This window comes from Marinomonas phaeophyticola (assembly GCF_026966905.1).
Taxonomy (GTDB): domain Bacteria; phylum Pseudomonadota; class Gammaproteobacteria; order Pseudomonadales; family Marinomonadaceae; genus Marinomonas; species Marinomonas phaeophyticola.
Map to the genome: position 1 here is coordinate 71011 of NZ_JAPUBN010000019.1, position 16842 is coordinate 87852.

General features: G+C 40.0%; 18 protein-coding genes and 2 pseudogenes. 14 read left to right on the top strand and 6 right to left on the bottom strand.

Going from position 1 to position 16842, the window contains the following annotated elements:
- The first annotated feature begins 12 nt into the window (after positions 1–12).
- The 6 genes from O1D97_RS14405 to O1D97_RS14430 all read left to right on the top strand — a co-directional run bounded on the left by O1D97_RS14405 (position 13) and on the right by O1D97_RS14430 (position 4473).
- Entirely contained in the window at positions 13–1065 is a 1053-nt protein-coding gene (locus tag O1D97_RS14405) for a LacI family DNA-binding transcriptional regulator (RefSeq protein ID WP_269126680.1), read from the top strand.
- Positions 1066–1067: 2 nt separating this feature from the next.
- A complete protein-coding gene (locus O1D97_RS14410; protein ID WP_269126682.1) occupies positions 1068–1853 on the top strand; it encodes an inositol monophosphatase family protein in 786 nt (261 codons plus the stop codon).
- Between the two features lie 255 nt (positions 1854–2108).
- The gene (gene ylqF / locus O1D97_RS14415; protein WP_269126684.1) at positions 2109–3128 is read left to right on the top strand and encodes a ribosome biogenesis GTPase YlqF; all 1020 of its coding nucleotides are present in this window, start codon (positions 2109–2111) and stop codon (positions 3126–3128) included.
- A 9-nt stretch (positions 3129–3137) separates the two neighbouring features.
- On the top strand, positions 3138–3518 hold the full coding sequence (locus tag O1D97_RS14420) for a YacL family protein (protein WP_269126686.1): 381 nt from the start codon (positions 3138–3140) through the stop codon (positions 3516–3518).
- A 71-nt stretch (positions 3519–3589) separates the two neighbouring features.
- Entirely contained in the window at positions 3590–4195 is a 606-nt protein-coding gene (locus O1D97_RS14425; protein WP_269126688.1) for a hypothetical protein, read from the top strand.
- Between the two features lie 80 nt (positions 4196–4275).
- Positions 4276–4473, top strand: coding sequence for a YwbE family protein (locus tag O1D97_RS14430; protein ID WP_269126690.1), 198 nt, complete (start codon positions 4276–4278; stop codon positions 4471–4473).
- Positions 4474–4483: 10 nt separating this feature from the next.
- Here O1D97_RS14430 and O1D97_RS14435 read toward each other — a convergent pair whose 3' ends face one another.
- Together O1D97_RS14435 and O1D97_RS14440 are read right to left on the bottom strand one after the other, a co-directional pair.
- Positions 4484–5416, bottom strand: coding sequence for an LpxL/LpxP family acyltransferase (locus O1D97_RS14435; RefSeq protein ID WP_269126692.1), 933 nt, complete (start codon positions 5414–5416; stop codon positions 4484–4486).
- Positions 5394–6113, bottom strand: coding sequence for a 3-deoxy-D-manno-octulosonic acid kinase (locus tag O1D97_RS14440; RefSeq protein WP_269126693.1), 720 nt, complete (start codon positions 6111–6113; stop codon positions 5394–5396). The genes O1D97_RS14435 and O1D97_RS14440 overlap by 23 nt, the downstream gene beginning before the upstream one ends.
- 122 nt (positions 6114–6235) lie before the next feature.
- On the opposite strand from O1D97_RS14440, the gene O1D97_RS14445 reads away from it, so the two are divergent.
- Positions 6236–7255, top strand: coding sequence for a glycosyltransferase family 9 protein (locus tag O1D97_RS14445; RefSeq protein WP_269126695.1), 1020 nt, complete (start codon positions 6236–6238; stop codon positions 7253–7255).
- Positions 7256–7309: 54 nt separating this feature from the next.
- Here the strand turns inward: O1D97_RS14445 and O1D97_RS14450 are convergent, their stop codons facing one another.
- A complete protein-coding gene (locus O1D97_RS14450; RefSeq protein ID WP_269126697.1) occupies positions 7310–8206 on the bottom strand; it encodes a DMT family transporter in 897 nt (298 codons plus the stop codon).
- Between the two features lie 233 nt (positions 8207–8439).
- Positions 8440–9399 carry a hypothetical protein gene (locus tag O1D97_RS14455; RefSeq protein WP_269126699.1) on the bottom strand — a complete coding sequence of 320 codons (960 nt, stop codon included), beginning with the start codon at positions 9397–9399 and terminating at the stop codon, positions 8440–8442.
- 162 nt (positions 9400–9561) lie between these two features.
- Between O1D97_RS14455 and O1D97_RS14460 the strand changes: the two genes are divergently transcribed.
- The 5 genes and pseudogenes from O1D97_RS14460 to ppnP all read left to right on the top strand — a co-directional run bounded on the left by O1D97_RS14460 (position 9562) and on the right by ppnP (position 12974).
- Positions 9562–10104 carry a DUF1285 domain-containing protein gene (locus O1D97_RS14460; RefSeq protein WP_269126701.1) on the top strand — a complete coding sequence of 181 codons (543 nt, stop codon included), beginning with the start codon at positions 9562–9564 and terminating at the stop codon, positions 10102–10104.
- 235 nt (positions 10105–10339) lie between these two features.
- A pseudogene (locus O1D97_RS14465) lies at positions 10340–10761 on the top strand (DEAD/DEAH box helicase family protein); the annotation flags it as partial.
- A 222-nt stretch (positions 10762–10983) separates the two neighbouring features.
- Positions 10984–11571 carry a helicase-related protein gene (locus tag O1D97_RS14470; protein ID WP_269127199.1) on the top strand — a complete coding sequence of 196 codons (588 nt, stop codon included), beginning with the start codon at positions 10984–10986 and terminating at the stop codon, positions 11569–11571.
- A 136-nt stretch (positions 11572–11707) separates the two neighbouring features.
- Positions 11708–12610: a transcriptional regulator GcvA gene (gene gcvA / locus O1D97_RS14475; RefSeq protein WP_269127200.1), complete on the top strand. Its 903-nt coding sequence runs from the start codon at positions 11708–11710 to the stop codon at positions 12608–12610.
- A gap of 76 nt (positions 12611–12686) precedes the next feature.
- A complete protein-coding gene (ppnP, locus tag O1D97_RS14480) occupies positions 12687–12974 on the top strand; it encodes a pyrimidine/purine nucleoside phosphorylase (protein ID WP_269126703.1) in 288 nt (95 codons plus the stop codon).
- Positions 12975–13049: 75 nt separating this feature from the next.
- Here the strand turns inward: ppnP and O1D97_RS14485 are convergent, their stop codons facing one another.
- Together O1D97_RS14485 and gloB are read right to left on the bottom strand one after the other, a co-directional pair.
- Positions 13050–14690: a LysM peptidoglycan-binding domain-containing protein gene (locus O1D97_RS14485; protein WP_269126705.1), complete on the bottom strand. Its 1641-nt coding sequence runs from the start codon at positions 14688–14690 to the stop codon at positions 13050–13052.
- 61 nt (positions 14691–14751) lie between these two features.
- Positions 14752–15525 carry a hydroxyacylglutathione hydrolase gene (gene gloB, locus O1D97_RS14490; RefSeq protein WP_269126707.1) on the bottom strand — a complete coding sequence of 258 codons (774 nt, stop codon included), beginning with the start codon at positions 15523–15525 and terminating at the stop codon, positions 14752–14754.
- 100 nt (positions 15526–15625) lie between these two features.
- Between gloB and O1D97_RS14495 the strand changes: the two genes are divergently transcribed.
- The gene (locus tag O1D97_RS14495; RefSeq protein ID WP_269126709.1) at positions 15626–16366 is read left to right on the top strand and encodes a class I SAM-dependent methyltransferase; all 741 of its coding nucleotides are present in this window, start codon (positions 15626–15628) and stop codon (positions 16364–16366) included.
- Positions 16363–16805: pseudogene (rnhA, locus tag O1D97_RS14500) on the top strand (ribonuclease HI). Before O1D97_RS14495 ends, rnhA begins: the two are co-directional and overlap by 4 nt.
- The last annotated feature ends 37 nt before the right edge of the window (positions 16806–16842 follow it).

A 16842-nucleotide genomic window follows, 5' to 3' on the forward strand; every position in this document is an offset into this window, starting at 1 on the left:
AGGAAAACATTGGTGAAGTCTACAAAACAATCTGCGGTTACCGCGCAAGATGTAGCGGATTTAGCTGGAGTGTCGCGAGCGGCCGTTTCTCGAACCTTTACAAAGAATGGCAGTGTGTCCACAGAAACCCGAGAGAAAGTAGAAAAAGCCGCCGCACAGTTAGGTTATCAAATTAATTTTTTAGCTCAAGGTTTGAACCGTAAGCGGAGTATGTTGATCGGTGTTGTCGTGGCCCGTTTGAGTGACCCTTTTCGAAGTCAGCTATTGGAAGGCTTATTGAATGAAATTCAAGCGAGGGGCTATCAAGCACTAGTGACAGAAGTGGGAAACGCCGAGGAGTTGGAAGCAACCATTAGACGTTTTACCCAGTTTCGTGTGTCAGGTGTCATTGTTACATCGGGGCAACCCCCCATCGATCTAATAAAAGAGTGCATTCATTTTAATATTCCCGTCGTGGGCATAAATCGCTATGCCGCAATCCCTAATGTGGATTTTGTTTGTTCTGATAATGTTACTGGAGCGCAACTGGCGGCTCAGCAACTGATTAAAAGTGGTTGTAAATCTATTGGCTGGTTAAATTATCAGTATTCAACTTGGGGTGGTATTACTCGAGGAGAGGCTTTTTCACAGGTATTACAAGCTACTGAGCCTTGGTGTTATCAACAATTAGTCACCATTTGTGCTCAAGAGGATGGTTATGAAGGCGGGCGAAAAGCGGCTCATGAAATGCATAAAAATGGGCTGAAAGTTGATGGTATTTATTGCGCTAATGCGTTACTAGCCTGCGGTTTCTTAGATGGTATGAGAGAGCATGGAATGGATGCACCTAACGATTTCCATATCATTGGATTCGATGATACGCCTCAGACAGCTCAATACAGTTATCGATTATCTACCATACGGCAAGATGTAATAGAAACAGCCAAACGGGCTTTGTGGTGCTTAGAAAGTCGCGCACAGGATGCCTCTTTATTACAAAGATTAGAGGTGGTTCCCGTGTCATTAGTGCTTAGAAACACCTCTCCTGAATCTTCTTATTCCGTTACACAGTTAAAGGACAAATAACCATGACTATTAATGCAAATTATGACGTTTTAGAGAATGCAATAAAACGTGCAGGAGAAAAAGCTCAAGCGTTTCGTAAAGACGGTTTATCTATTACTGTTAAAGGTCGTCAGGATTTTGTATCTCAAGCCGATGTGCTTGTTGAAAATGAACTGAAAGAGGTGATTAAGTCACTATACCCTGATGATGCCTTTCTAGGGGAGGAAAGCGGTTTAACGACACAATACTTGTCTCATGATGGGGCCTCAAGCCGTGGAGTGTGGGTGATTGACCCTATTGATGGCACTACAAATTATCTACAAAATATGGATTATTGGTGTGTTTCAGTTGCCTTTGTTAAGGATAATAAGGTTGAGTGGGGCTGTATCTATGCCCCAGATAGAAATGAGTTTTTTATTGCTAGAAGTGGGCAAGGTGCTTATTTAAATGGAAAGCGATTAAATATGAAAGAGCCATTAGATGGTCATGCGATACTTGGATTGGGTCGTTCTAATAGAACCCTTTTACAAAACTATCTTGATTTAATGGTGATGTTAGATAGAAATAATATTGAATACAGACGCTTTGGTGCTGGGGCGCTTATGTTAGCGCATGTTGCGTCGGGATTAGTACATGGGTATTACGAAGCGCATTTAAATAGTTGGGATGCATTAGCCGGCATTCTATTGATAGAAGAAGCGGGCGGAACGGTTTCCGATTTTCTGGAAAATGATGGGTTGCTAAATGGCAATCCTATTTTGGCCGCTACCCCTATTCTATGGCGTCGTTTGCAAGCGGAGGATTTATAAGGCTTTTTAACTTTTCCGAGCCCTTTACTCGACACATGTTGCTTTTTTCTCATCTTGTTTTAAGCACGGATCGCGATAGGTGCTTACGTCTATTCATTATGATCGTTTTAGAATCGACGGCAGACTGGCATTGCAAGTCTTAGCGCCTTTGTTTCAGTATCATATTTTATGAATCGTCTATTTCATAGAAAGAAAGTGGTGTGTTTATGTTATTATGCGCGGCATTATCAGTATGAAATATAAAGAGGTGAGAGAGTGAGCGTTCAGTGGTTTCCCGGGCACATGAACAAGGCTAGGCGTGAGATCGAAGATGTTATGCCACAAGTGGATCTTGTTATTGAGGTGCTGGATGCACGCATTCCTGATTCGAGTCAAAACCCTATGTTATCAACTCTGCGTGGCGATGTTCCAGTTTTACGTTTATTAAACAAAAAAGACTTAGCGGATGCTGAACGGGTGGCTTTGTGGTTGAGTCATTGGCGCGATAATGACGACATTACCGCGCAGCCTTTTTCTACTATGGATAAAACCGATTTACATAATTTAAACCAATGGGTAAAGCGCTTAGTTCCACATCGAGGTACGGCTGAAAAACCTATTCGAGCTATGATTGCGGGTATTCCTAATGTGGGTAAATCCAGTTTAATGAATGCTCTGATTGGTAAACGTGTGGCCAAAGTAGGGGATGAACCTGCTGTCACAAAAGGTCAACAAAAGTTGAAAGTTACACCTGAGTTTCAAATTCTGGATACGCCTGGTATTTTGTGGCCGAAAATTGAAAATCCCCGAGCTAGCTATCGTTTAGCAGTGACTGGAGCGGTAAGAAATACGGCCATGGATTACGAATTAGTGGCGTTGGATGGTTTGGCTTTTTTTATGGCGCATTATCCTGACGCCTTGATGACTCGATATAAGTTAAAAGAAATGCCAGCCACGCCCGATGACGTGCTGAAAATTATTGGGCAAAAACGCGGAGGTCTTAGGGCCGGTGGTAAGGTGGATATGCATAAAGCAGCGGAAGTATTCTTAACCGATGCTCGTGCGGGAATCGTTTGTCCCTTTGTTATGGAAACCCCTGCAATGATTATTGCTGAAGAGCAAATAGTCGAAGAAAAGAAAGCGGCTAAAGAAGCCGCTCGATTAGCTCGATTGGAAGCGGCGATACCTCAAAGACAGCAGCAGAAAAATAGAGAATATAGAGCTAAAATGGAATTAACAGAGGGATCAAATAAACATCAGGATGATTCCACGTACAATGTACAAGATGATAAGTGAGTAAGTACCATGGACTATGAAATAGCATACAGTGAAGAAGATCATGGTTATCGCGTTCAAATGGGTTATGAGTTTTCCGTTATTGCTGACTGGATCAGTGAACATTTGACGAGCCGAGAAGAAATTCAAAAAGTGTTACAATGCATTCGTTTTGCGGATGATAAAGAAGAAGTCAGTCAGTTTACTCAAGGTAACTTTGATATTGTTATACAGCAAAGCGGCGTAAGTGTTAGCCGTAAAGTTGATATGTCAGATGCGCGTGATGAAATTGTTTCCATGTTTGATAACCAAAGTGACTTTTATCAAACCTCTGAAGAAGGCATTCAAGCGGAGTGTGGTTTAGAAGATTTGAATGGAATCATAGAAAATTGGTACGATGTTGTTCAATAAGATTGTTAGTCAAGCTGGCTGGGTTTACACTAGCACCTTGTAATTACTTACTTTTGCTTTAGGGAGCCAACATGCTCATCGAATTGGAAAAAGCCCGTACTCGAAATAATTTAGTACGTATATTTCGTGAAGACTTAGATGGTCCAGATGGTTGGAGCGATGGTTTTGTAGTAGCCGCTAATGAAGAAATGGTGATTCTACAATTATTAGATGAAAGTATTCGCTTAAATGGCTATCAAGTTTTGTTCTTGGAAGACATTAGTGATTTCGTTCATCCAGCACCTTTTAATGACTTTCAAAAGCGTGTGTTGGAGCTTCGTGGAGAAGAAGTAGAGTTTCTTAATATTGAACTGGGTGATCTTGGGCAGTTGTTACTGGATATCAGTGAAGAATATGGCCTAGTGACTTTACACCGAGAAGAGTCCGAAAGCGATAGCTGTGAAATTGGTCGAGTTTTAAAAGTAGATGCGGTTACCTTTGAGCTAGAAGAAATTGGTTCGGATGCTCGTTGGTTCGATGACACCTATGAATACGATTTGTATGATATTACTCGTATTGAATTTGGTGGCGCATACGAAGACGCATTGTTATTGGTAAATGAAGATTTGGGTGATGATGCTTATGAATTATCCGAAGATTATGAAGACGATGATTTTGAAGAAGTAGAAACACGTTAATTCTTCATTATATAAAAAGAGAATGCGCCTCTAAATTGAGGCGTTTTTTTTATAATTTCATCGTATGTTTAGGAAATATTATGTCTGTACCAACAAGATCGCAAATTAAGATTGGCGCCAAAGTAAATATCATTCAAAAGCAAGATCAGGGCTCTGGTGAATTAACTCAAGGTAAAGTAGAAAGATTGCTAACCAAGTCACCGAACCATCCCCATGGAATAAAAGTAAGATTGGATTCGGGTGAAGTGGGTCGAGTACAATCTTTTGATGAGTCATAGGTGAATATCGTTAATACGGGTCTTTATCGCCTTCGTTAATTTGTGTTTTGAAGCGTCTATGAGTCCAAAAGTATTGCTCTTTTTTAGAGTTAATTAACTTTTCCATCATTTTGTTCATTGCAACCGCATTCTCCACATCATCAAGATAAGGAAACCCATCAGGCGTAGCCTGCAAAGAAATGTGGTAGCCGGTTTCGGTTCGATAGTAGTCATACAGTAAAACTGGTGCATCAGTAATGCGAGAAACCTTGCCTATGTGCGCAATGGTGGCGCAGTTTACGCCAAAAAAAGGCGCAAATACGGAGGCTTTTCTTCCGTAGTCTTGATCAACAGCATACCAGACAGCGCAATTGTCTTTTAGCGTTTTGACCACTTCCCGCATATTGCTTCTTTCTATGGTCTTTTCAAATGTCCTTTCTCTTTGGCGCTCCATAATCCAATTAAGTACAGGATTACTCTGCAGTTTATAAATAGGATGGACCTTTACAAAGCGAGTCATTTGACCTCCACACAGGTCAATAGATGAAAAATGACCGCCAATAATGACGCAGCCTTTACCTTGCTCGAAGGTTTCTTTTAAAAGTGCTTCACCAGAAAAAGTGACTCTTGGGGCGGTATGTTCGACTGGAAAGAACCAGCTTATCAGCATTTCAAAAAAACCCATTCCCATGCTTTCAAAATGTTTTTTGGTGAGTTGTTCCCTTTCATTCTGAGTCATAGTTGGGTAACACAGTTGAAGATTGGTTAAACAAATATTGCGTCTACGGGCACTTACCTTATGTATGAGGCGGCCAACTTGTTTGCCTAAAAAACGTTGTAATTTCCATGGTAAGTGAGCCAGTAGCCATGCTATTCCAACCCCAAACCAAGTTGGCCAATGGCGAGGAGATAAATAAGGCCAAATACTTTGATTTAAGGTGCTAATTTTTTTCGGTTTTGCCATGGTAGCCTTCTAATAGTTGAGCCCAATGATGTTCGTTAAAATGAATATCATTATGTAAATCGTTTTCTTTTTCTAAGGAGCGAAGTAGGCGTTGTAAATTACTGTTTTGCCATTCATCATTTTGTGGGCGCTGGTCACACTTATCAAAATCGATTAGCCAAATTTTTTGAGTTTGATCAATCATGATATTGTGACAGTTTAAATCGGAATGGTAGATGCCTTCTTCATGGAAGCGCTTAATAGTTTGTCCAATGCTGTACCAATGGACTGCTTTATTTGCTCTCAATAGATGGAACAGTTCTTTTGCCTCTTTTAGCGTTTCTATTAATATAAAGGCTTCATAAAAACCATTATATTGGTTAACTTTGCCGGCAATGGCTCTTGGAACGGGCAGTCCTTTCTCAACCATATATTCAAGTAACGTTAGCTCTTGAAAGACTCGTGTTTTTTCCATGTTTTTGAAGAAAAACCGAAACTTTAAGAGTTTTGCAATGAGACCTCCTCGGCGGTATTTTCTTAATACAAAAGCACCATAGTTATTTTCTATAAACCAAACGGTACCGCGACCAGTAGCGGTACCGACAAGTTCATTACGCGATTGCCAATAGTCAGCAGAAAACCAATCTTCAGTGATAGGAAGTATTGTATCACTCAGTAGTAACTCAATATTATTAGTAACTAATTGTCTTTGAAGCATCTTTAGATCAGTTTTTCGTTGTGTGTAAATAAGGCTTGATGGGTTTTGTTCTGCATAAGCTCACTTTTATGTCGCAAGGTATTCTATAATAGACATCGTTTGAACGCAGTACTTGAGGCAAAATGAATTTAGATAAGATTAATCACATTGCTATTCTTCGATTATCCGCTTTGGGTGATGTGTGTCATGCCATGTTTGTTGTATGCGCAATCAAGCAGTGTTATCCAAATGCAAAAATCACTTGGATAACTGGCCCTTTAGAATCACATTTAGTGCGGCATTTATCTGATGTAGATGTGCACGTGTATGATAAAAAAACGGGAATAAAGGGAATGTATGAACTAAGAAAAGCGCTTTCCCATCTTCATTTTGATGTTTTATTACATATGCAGTGGTCTTTAAGAGCCAGCTGTTTAAGCCGGATGATTAGTGCGAAACAACGCATTGGATTTGCTTTAAGCCACTCAAGAGAAAAGCAACATTGGTTTGTTAATAAGCTGGCCCCAGAACCACAAGGGCCACATGTATTAGACGCCTTATTTTCATTAGCACAAGCTATTGGTGTGACTAAGCTGCCTTCACGCTGCGATATTCAATTGGAAAGGCTGGCAGAACCATTGCCTGAACGTTTTGTGGCGATTAACCCGAGTGCATCAAAAGCAGAACGTAATTGGACTACTCAAGGATATCAAGGACTTATCCAATACTGTTTAGATCAAAATATTGCGGTTGTGTTGACAGGGAGTCCCGCGCCATCGGAAGTGTTTTTCGCTAATGAGATACTTAAGGGTGTGACGCCATCATCAGAATTGATTAATCTAGTGGGTCAAACCAGTCTATCGCAAATGCTAAGTGTGATTGGGGCCGCGGAGGTAATTGTATCACCTGATACGGGACCTGCGCACATGGGTACTCTCGTCGGCACCCCAGTAATAGGCTTATATGCCCATTCAAACCCACAAAGAACAGGGCCTTATCAAGATTTAGATAAGGTTGTTTCTGTATATGAGGTATTAGCTGAAAAAGAATACGCAAAACCCGTATCGGAATTACCTTGGGCTGTGAGAGTGCATGATGATGCGGCAATGAACAATATACTATTAGAGGATGTGCTAAAGGTTGTGGGAAGCGTCTTGAAGTAACCCATAAGAAGGCTATATGTAACCGATCTTCTTATGGGTACCATAATCATGGTGTTACTTTAAGACGGCTTTAATATTTTTACGTTTATTAACTAATACCATACCAATAAATACCAGAATTGCGGCAAAATAATCCATAAGCTCAAGAGATTCATTGACCCAGAAAACGCCGATAAATAAAGCGACTACAGGTGGAATATAAGTAGCAGAGGATGCTTTAAGGGCCCCAACTTGTTTTATTAAGTAATAATAAAGTAAGAATGCCACCCCCGTTCCTAATAGCCCCAGCCCAATTATCATGCCTGTTAATGCACGAGTATCTTTTGCGATATCTTCTATTCCCGTTAAATCAGTAATTAACAGTAGGCCTATTGTTGATAAAGCCAATTGATAAGTCACCGCGGCAGAGCCTGGAATGTTTAATGGCCCTAAAAAGCGTTTAGCGTAAACAAATGATGCTCCAACGCTGACAACGCCTAGTAGCATATAACCAGTGCCTAACAGGGTGTTCTGGTCAACGGCATCTGAACTTGGTGATGCTATCAATACAACACCAGCTAAACCGATTAGAATGCCTAGCCATTGAGTCCCCGTCGCCTTTTCTTCCCTTAAAAATATCATAGCGGTTAGGAAGGAAATGATAGGTATTGCGCCACTTAGTACACCCGCCACACTCGATAGCAGTAAGGCGGAACCTTTTGCGAAACCAAAATAATACAGGCTAGTTGCTAGGATCGACATAACAAAAAAATGGCCGACATGTTTGGCGTGAGAAAAAGAAAGGGATTGAGTAAATACCGCATATAGGGCGATGGGTAAGAAACCGAAAATAACCCGTAGTAAAACGACCTGCAAAGGAGTGATCCAATCTGCAGCCCATTTCATGAAGATAAAGTTACTTCCCCATATTATGCCTAATATTAAAAAGGCGGCAATTGTTCTAATCGTCATTGATACTATCCAGTCATTGTTGCAGAAAATACAGGATGCGGATTAGATAATAAAAAAACGTCGATTACTATGTATTTATAATCGATTTTCATTGTTCTTGAGGAAGTTCAAGAAAGCGTTAAGTTGTGATGCGGGTAGCCGTTATTTTTATGCCAATGATCGTCATATTTATCTTCGAGTTGAATAGGCAGATTATCGACTTATTCAACTCGAAGATGATTGTCATTTGTGCTCTAAACTTCCAACGAGTGCTCTGCTAGTTTTAAATCTAAAGTGGCTTTCAATAATTTAAATAAACGAATTGAAGCGTCAATTTCGCCCTTTCTATTGGTTAAACTTTCAATATTAAGTCCAAGAGGTACATCCAGATCAAGTGTTGCCTCAATAATTTGCTCTAATGCGTTACGGCAAATTTTAATTGACTCAGCTAATGGATCTTTTGCATCCAAAATACGATGTCTTGTCGCGTCTGGAACGGAAATGCCCAGCCACTCCATAAAGTCTAGCGTTTTCTCACTGCCACAAGGTGTAAAGGTCAATATGATACGCTTAGGCTTACTATTTTGTTCACGGCACTCTCGAGCATAACGACTTATTAAATCGATAGTGGCTTGAGGGTTGTAAACAGCTTGGGAGATAAAAAATTCGCAACCATCAGCCGATTTTTTTAATAGTCGTTCATGTTCATCGCCTTTTTTTGCGTGGCGTTCAGCAATGGTTACACCGCCTAAATTAAATTCTTGAGTCTGGCTCTTTAAGCAATTATAAGCTTTGGATAATGGCAATTGAATATTGCCTTCTGAAGAAGGGGAGCCGACCAAAACAAGGTCACGTATTCCAAAGGTATTCCATGATTCGTCAAGCCATTTTATAAACTCGTGTTCAGATCGTGCAGAAACACTTTTGTAGGTAATGACTGGTTTCCTCGCAAGTTGGCTTAATCTATTTGACCAAGCTCTTGGGTCATGCGTTTCCATAAATGGGAAGGGTCTAGGCTTATTAGTACGGCTACTCTCATCCTGAATGTCGTAAACAATTAAGCCATCAAATTCAATATGATTTAAGCGATTCATTAATTTTGTAGAAACTTCCATTAGCATTGGTTCTTCAAGAGAAGACTTAGGTGGTGTTGTTCCGATAAAATAGACCCCTCTAGACGGGTCTTGGAATTTATTTGCTAACTCAGATTTCATAATGTCACACTCATATTTAAAACAGCTACTGATCCATCGCTGGGTAATTGGTTGCCCATTGGATAAGTCCATTTTAACAGTGAATTGAATTCAAGATCTTCATATTGGTGTTGAAAATTATTAATGCTAAAGTGAGGTTTGTTAATCCATGGAGGACATCTTATGAAAAATGTAGATCTTTCTGCTATCAAAGCGAGTGAGAAAATGCCGCCTGTGCATTTGTGGAAACCCGAATTATGCGGGGATATGGATTTAGTTATTCGGTCGAACGGCGAATGGATTCATGAAGGGGCTCCTATGAAGCGGGCTTCGATGAGAAAAATGTTTAGTCGTATTTTATGGTTAGAGGATGGAGAGCATTATCTTGTTACCCCCCATGAGAAAGTGCATATTCAGGTAGAAGATGCCCCTTTTTTGGTAACACAATCGAAAATAGAGCGTGATTCTAATGCTGGCTTAGTGACTTTTACAACTAATGTAGATGATGTTTTAGTACTCGGAAAGGATTGCGATTTGTGGGTTGAAACAGGACCAGAAGGCGATCGACCTTACATTAGTATGAGGTACGGAATGAAGGCCATGCTGCATCGAAGTGTGTATTATGATCTGGTTAATAATGGGTATGAAAAAGAAATCGAGGGAAAACAGCATGTCTGTATTGAAAGTGCAGGGAAAGAATTTTCATTAGGCATTTTTGATATCTAGCTTGGAGATAAAAATCGTTACTGGGGCGGTCTTAATGTGTAATAGAGTATTACCATTGTTAGCTCATAAGGTATAATTCTCCATCTATTGACAGCAAGTTGCTGTATTTTTTATTTATGAGGTTATTTTTTTGCAATTTACTGATTTTGGTTTCGACAATCGTATTCTCCAATCATTACGTCATTTAGGCTTTGATGAAGCAACCGAGATACAGGCTCGTGCTATTCCTGAAGCAATGGCTGGGCGCGATTTATTAGCGTCATCCAAAACAGGATCAGGCAAAACTTTGGCGTATTTGTTACCTGCGTTACATCGAGTCTTTAAAGTTAAGCCATTATCAAAGCGTGACCCAAGAGTTGTGATTCTAGTACCCACACGTGAATTAGCAAAACAGGTATTTGCTCAATTACGTCTGTTGCTTGCCGCGACACGCTTTACATCAAATTTAATTTTGGGGGAGAAAACTTTAACGATCAAATTAAGGCGTTGCAAAAAGACCCCCACTTTATTGTTGCTACACCCGGTCGTTTGGTTGACCATTTAAAGCAACGTAATCTCTTTTTAGATGGGCTAGAGCTGCTGATTCTGGATGAAGCGGATCGCATGCTTGATTTGGGTTTTGCAGAACAACTCAAATATATTGATGATGCTGCGAATCACCGATTGCGTCAGACCTTATTCTTTTCGGCGACGTTAGATAATACGGAGGTCAATGAGATTGCTCAACTACTATTACGTGAAGCCTCTCGAGTTGCCATTGGTAGTGGTATTGATGAGCATAAAGACATCACGCAAACGTTTTATTTGGCGGATCATTTAGACCATAAAGAAGCGTTATTAACGCATTTGTTGACCCATGAGACCATTAAGCAGGCTATTGTGTTTACCGCAACAAAAGCAGATACAGTTCGGTTATCAGAAAAAATACAAGCTCTTGGCCATACAACACAAGCATTAAACGGTGATTTGTCTCAAGCCGCACGTAATAAAACGATGGACAGTTTCTCCCGTGGGCATTTTAAAGTGTTAGTGAGTACTGATGTTGGTTCTCGTGGATTAGACATTGCGAATGTATCCCATGTAATTAACTTTGATATTCCGAAACAAGTTGAGGAATATGTGCATCGGACGGGCCGTACGGGTCGTGCAGGTTTTAAAGGCGATGCTATTTCTTTAATTGGCCCAAAAGATTGGTATAACTTTAAAGAATTAGAAGTCTTTTTAAAGCGTCAGTTTTCTTTTGCCATAATTGAAGGCTTAGAGGCTTCATTTAAAGGTTTAGCTCCGAAAAAAGTCGCACGAGTAACTAAGGTTAAAAAGGAAGAAAAAAACCATTTACAGCAACCTAAGGCGAAAAGAAACACGGGAGTTAAGAAGCGCTTTGATGTGTCTCAGCAAGAAGGTTTTGAGCCATTTCGCCTACCAAAAAACAAACGTACTTTACCTATTGATGATAGTGAAGACTAACTGGTTACAGTGAGTCAAGAGCTTTACCCAAGATGGTATTAAGCTACCTCTTTTAGGGTAATTGTAATGCTGTCTTGACAGAAGCTTTGATTCTAAGCTAATTATAGGTTTTTCTTATCTATATGGAGATAAGGTCATTAATCGACTACCGCCACTAAATGCACTTAAATCATTTGAGTCTGCCGCAAGGCATGGAAGTTTTAATAAAGCAGCACAGGAGCTGTTTGTTACGCCTTCGGCGATCAGCCATCAAATAAAAACGCTCGAATCATTTTTAGGGATAGAACTCTTTCGTCGCACAAAGCGCAAAGTGGTTTTGACGGAAGCTGGGGAAGAGTACATTCAACCTATCCAAAGAGTGTTTGAGTTAATAGAGTCGGCCACTAACGATGTACTGAGTAAACAAAAACAAGGCTCTTTGCATCTAGCGGTTTCACCAATCTTTTTAAATCGCTGGTTGATGCCTCGGCTGGGAGATTTTTATGCCAAATATCCAGAAATAGAGTTGGAAATCAGTGCTTCAGTTGGATTAGTTGATTTTGATGTCGCTGATATTGATATGGCCGTTTATTTTGGTAATGGTGAGTGGGGTGAGTGGGGAGATGTTGAACAGCACTTTCTCAAAGCGGTTGTGCTCGCCCCTGTGTGTAACCCGAAGATTATTAAAGATGATTTACCCATTAATAATCCAGAAGACATGCGCTTTTACCCATTGTTGCATGTGACTAAACGTAAATATGAATGGCATGGCTGGTTAGAGCAGAATGGTTTAGATCCAACGCTATTTAGACGTGGGCTAATGTTCTCTACAGGTTCTTTGACAGCAGGTGCCGCTGTGCAAGGGCTGGGTATTGCTTTAGCGGATCCGGATTTGGTTAAACCGGATGTAGAAGCGGGGAAGTTGGTGGTTTTATTTGAACAACATCTTATAACCAATCGATCCTTCTATTTGGTCTATCAGAAACGACGATCTATGACGCCAGCGATGAAGGCGTTTAAAAACTGGATGATGTTAGAGATACAGCCTCATTTAGACTGATTGTTGAATAAAGTATTAGCTGCTTGCTTTTAAAAATCGTATATTACTCAATTTCAAATTGAGTAAAGAGGTTGATATGTCTGCACTTACGGTAAACAGTTATTTTAATGATCAAGTAAAGTCGATTGCGTTGGAAAATGTTGACGGTTCATCGACCGTTGGTGTAATGGCGGTTGGCGAGTACACCTTTGGTACTTCAATGAGGGAGTATATGACGGTGATATCGGGTTCACTTAACGTTCGTTTACCAAATAAAAGTGAGTGGCAGACTTTTGCTAAAGGTGACACATTTATTGTTGAGGCAAATTTAAGCTTTGATGTTCTTGTTTCAGAAACAACGGCTTATTTATGTCGTTATGAGTAACTCAGTATTGAAGTAATAAAAAAAGGGGCCAAATATAGTTTTGCCCCTTTTTTATAGGTTGAGGAAAAGTGAGCTTTAACCGCTTACTACATTCACCAATAATGTCACTTGATCCCCAGGCTGTACATATTTCTTACTACCAACCTTAGGGTTCCACTTTTTAATATTGGCAACACTTACATTGAATTTTTGTGCTACTTTCCCTAATGAATCGCCAGCACGAAGTGAGTAAACTATCCTTTTAACAATGCTTGCGCGAGCGCTGTTACTTTTATTCGTTGCTTTATGCCAAATAGTAAGTTTCTTACCTGGACGTAAAGAATCATTTAATCCCATGTTATTCCAACTCGCTAAAGATTTAGAATCTGTCTTATATTTTTTAGCGATCCCCCATAAAGTATCACCAGATTTCACTGTATAGTTTGTTTTTAGTCTCTTTTGACTGGAAGAAGAGGATTGTTTGCGAATTAATCTTTGATGTGAGCTAAGTGTGTAGCGTTCAATTTTACTTCCTGCAACAGGAATCATTAATTGTTGACCGACACGAATCAGGGTAGAAGACATTTTATTAACGTCTTGTAATACTTCGACAGTAGTATTGTGTTTTTTTGCTATTAGCAACAGGTTATCACCCGCATCTACAGTATACCTTACCCAGGTGACTCTTTGGTTTTCTGGTATGGATACTAACTTAGCTCTGAATTTCTGTGCTTTTTCAACCGGTATTAAAAGCCTATGAGGGCCATCAGGAGACGTGGCCCATTGATTGAATCCCGGATTTAGCAAATAAATTTCATCTATGCTTGTATCTGCCATGTTAGCGGCTTCTGCAAGGTCAATTTGGCTGCCAATATTAACCACTTCAAAATAAGGCTTGTTCTCAATAAAATATGGTTGGTATTGATATTGCTTAGGGTTTTTAAATATTTTCGCTAAGGCTAACAGTTTTGGTACATAGGCTCGGGTTTCTTTAGGAAGATCTAAAGACCAAAAATCCGTTGGTTTACCTGCTTTTTTGTTCTTTTTAATGGCTCTTAACACTGTACCTTCACCGGAATTATAGGCCGCTAAAGCATGTAACCAGTTGCCATCGAACATTCGGTTTAATCGAGTCAAATAGGCAATAGCCGCATCAGTTGAACCTATAATGTCACGACGTCCATCATACCACCAATCTTGTGTTAAACCGTAAGCAAGTCCAGTTGATGGAATAAATTGCCAAGGCCCCGATGCTCGTCCATGACTATAACCGAAAGGGTCAAAGCCACTTTCTACTATCGGTAGGAAGGCGATCTCTAAAGGTAACTCTGCTTGTTCTAAGCGGTCAACAATGTGAAATAAGTATCTTTGACCTCTTTTAGATACTCGATCAAGATAGGATTTATGGGAGCTATACCATTTGATTTGACTTAATAATCGAGGTTTATCGTAATCTAGATTAAGAGCATAGCCTGATCTAATTCGATTCCAGAGATCGTTGTCTATCACTGATTCAGGGTGAGTATCAGGGGCACTTTCTATCTTTTGAGCGACAACTAAATCAATAAGCTTATCGTCTTCAGATTCCGCTTGACTGATGTCAATATCATCTAATTCATTAGCTTCTTGCTGGATTTCAAGACCGGTATTGTCAACGTTTTTTTGACTTTGAGCAAGTGTCTGACAGCCCGTTAAAAGAAAGCTTGTAATAAGTAACACAAGAGCATTATTAAGCATTGGAACCTTTATCATGATAAAAAAATTACAGACATTCTATAGAGGTTAAAAGATAGGTCAACTAATAAGCATCTTTTGCTCTTCTTACTTGAGAAAATTGTTTATCTTCTTCGATTGCCATTGGTTCTTGAATTTGCCTTGCGGCTAATGTGACTAGTTTTTTTTGATTGCTTCGCATAAAAGGATTACAGGCTTTTTCTAAAGCAATTGAGCTTGGGAGAGTCGGATTGCCCTGTTGACGAGTAACCTGGCATTGCTCGCTCGCTTTTATTAATTGTAGATTGTCAGGATCAACGCTCAGAGCAAATTGATAATTACTTAATGTGTATTCATGGGTGCAATATACAAGCGTCTGGTCTGGCAAAAGTTTAAAGCGATTCATAGCGGCCAGCATTTGTTGTGCATTCCCTTCCATTAATCGTCCGCATCCGCCTCTAAATAATGTATCACCAGAAAATAAAATGGGTTCCTCATCTGACATTGAAAAATAACATAAATGATCGAGTGTGTGGGCTGGGGTTTCGAAGACAGTAAATGATCGTTCAAAGATGGTGACTGAATCACCTTCTGCTACAGGATGAGTGACAAGGGGGGATAAATGGTGAGGGCCATAAACAGGGCAATTAAATTGAGCTTTTAGCTGTTTGACTCCACCAGTATGATCGAAATGGTGATGCGTAATTAAAATGCCAGCCAAACTTTTCTGTTGTTGCTGTAAAAAATGCACCACTACCTCAGCGTCACCTGGGTCGACAACCCAAACTAAATCCTTGCTTTTCTGTAAAATAGCCCAGATATAATTATCATTGAACGCTGGTAAAGGTAGAATAGTCATAAAAACTCACTGTAGTAATAAAAGTGGTGCCGGTAAATGACGTTGTCGGAGTTGATACCGGCATTTTGTTCGTTAGTGTAAACAGAGTTGAGTTAATTGTATGGCGAATAAGCAAGTAAGACAATTATTCCAAGAGTGGTACAAGTCAGATTTAGGGCGAAGTGTACTAGAACGAGAGTTGTCCATCATTGAACAGCAAACGGAGGGAAGTGTTGGTTATTTTGCAGTTATACAAAGCCCATTAATCGATTTGCCTCTTTCAAAGTCCCATATTAGAAACCAAATAATGTTGGCTCCTATTATGGAACTGGGTGCATCAAAAAATACGATTATTGGTTTGTCAAATGAATTGCCGCTCGACTCTGATGGTGTGGATGTACACATAATGCATCATTCATTGGATTTGTCAGAGGCGCCTCATGACGATGTTCGAGAAGCGGCTCGAACCTTATTACCCAGTGGTAGGGTGGTTATTATTGGCTTTAATCCATGGAGTTTGTGGGGAGGTAGAAAAATGGCGTCTAATCGATTGCATGCACCTTGGTGTAGTCGATTTATATCTCCTAAGAGACTGGAGGATTGGCTTAAAGTGGCGGGATTAACATTGGATTCAGTGGAATACATTTGCTTTAGGCCTCCAGTTAGGAAAGCGTCTTGGTATCAAAGCGTTAGACATATTGGTCGAGCATTAGAATTGACTCATCTTCCTTTAGGTGGTGTCTATATTATTTCAGCGACGAAACAGGTTCGTCGTCATATCGCTATTAAGCCCCGTTGGAAGAGAGCAAAAGTAAGAGTTCCTTCTATAACTAAACCTATTGTTAAAGAGATGCAAGATTGAAAACAGTTGTGATATATACGGATGGTGCGTGTAAGGGGAACCCAGGACCTGGTGGTTGGGGGGCTTGGTTAACCTTTGGAGAACACGAAAAAAAGCTTTGTGGAGGAGAGTTGGAAACGACTAATAATCGCATGGAGTTAAGTGGTGCAATTGAAGGTCTGGCGGCATTAAAAGAAAGGTGTGATGTAACGCTTTATACGGATTCTTCTTATGTCCAAAAAGGCATCACTGAGTGGTTGGCTGGTTGGAAAAAAGAGGCTGGAAAACGGCATCAAAACAACCTGTTAAAAATCAAGACTTGTGGCAAAAATTGGATGAACAATGTCAACGTCATAATGTGTCTTGGAAATGGGTTAAAGGCCATGCTGGTATTGAAGGGAATGAAATTGCTGATCAATTAGCGAACGAGGGGGTTGATAAAATCATGTCTACTCCATAATTTTAGTGGGGAATTGATGGGTTCTTTTTTACTTAAA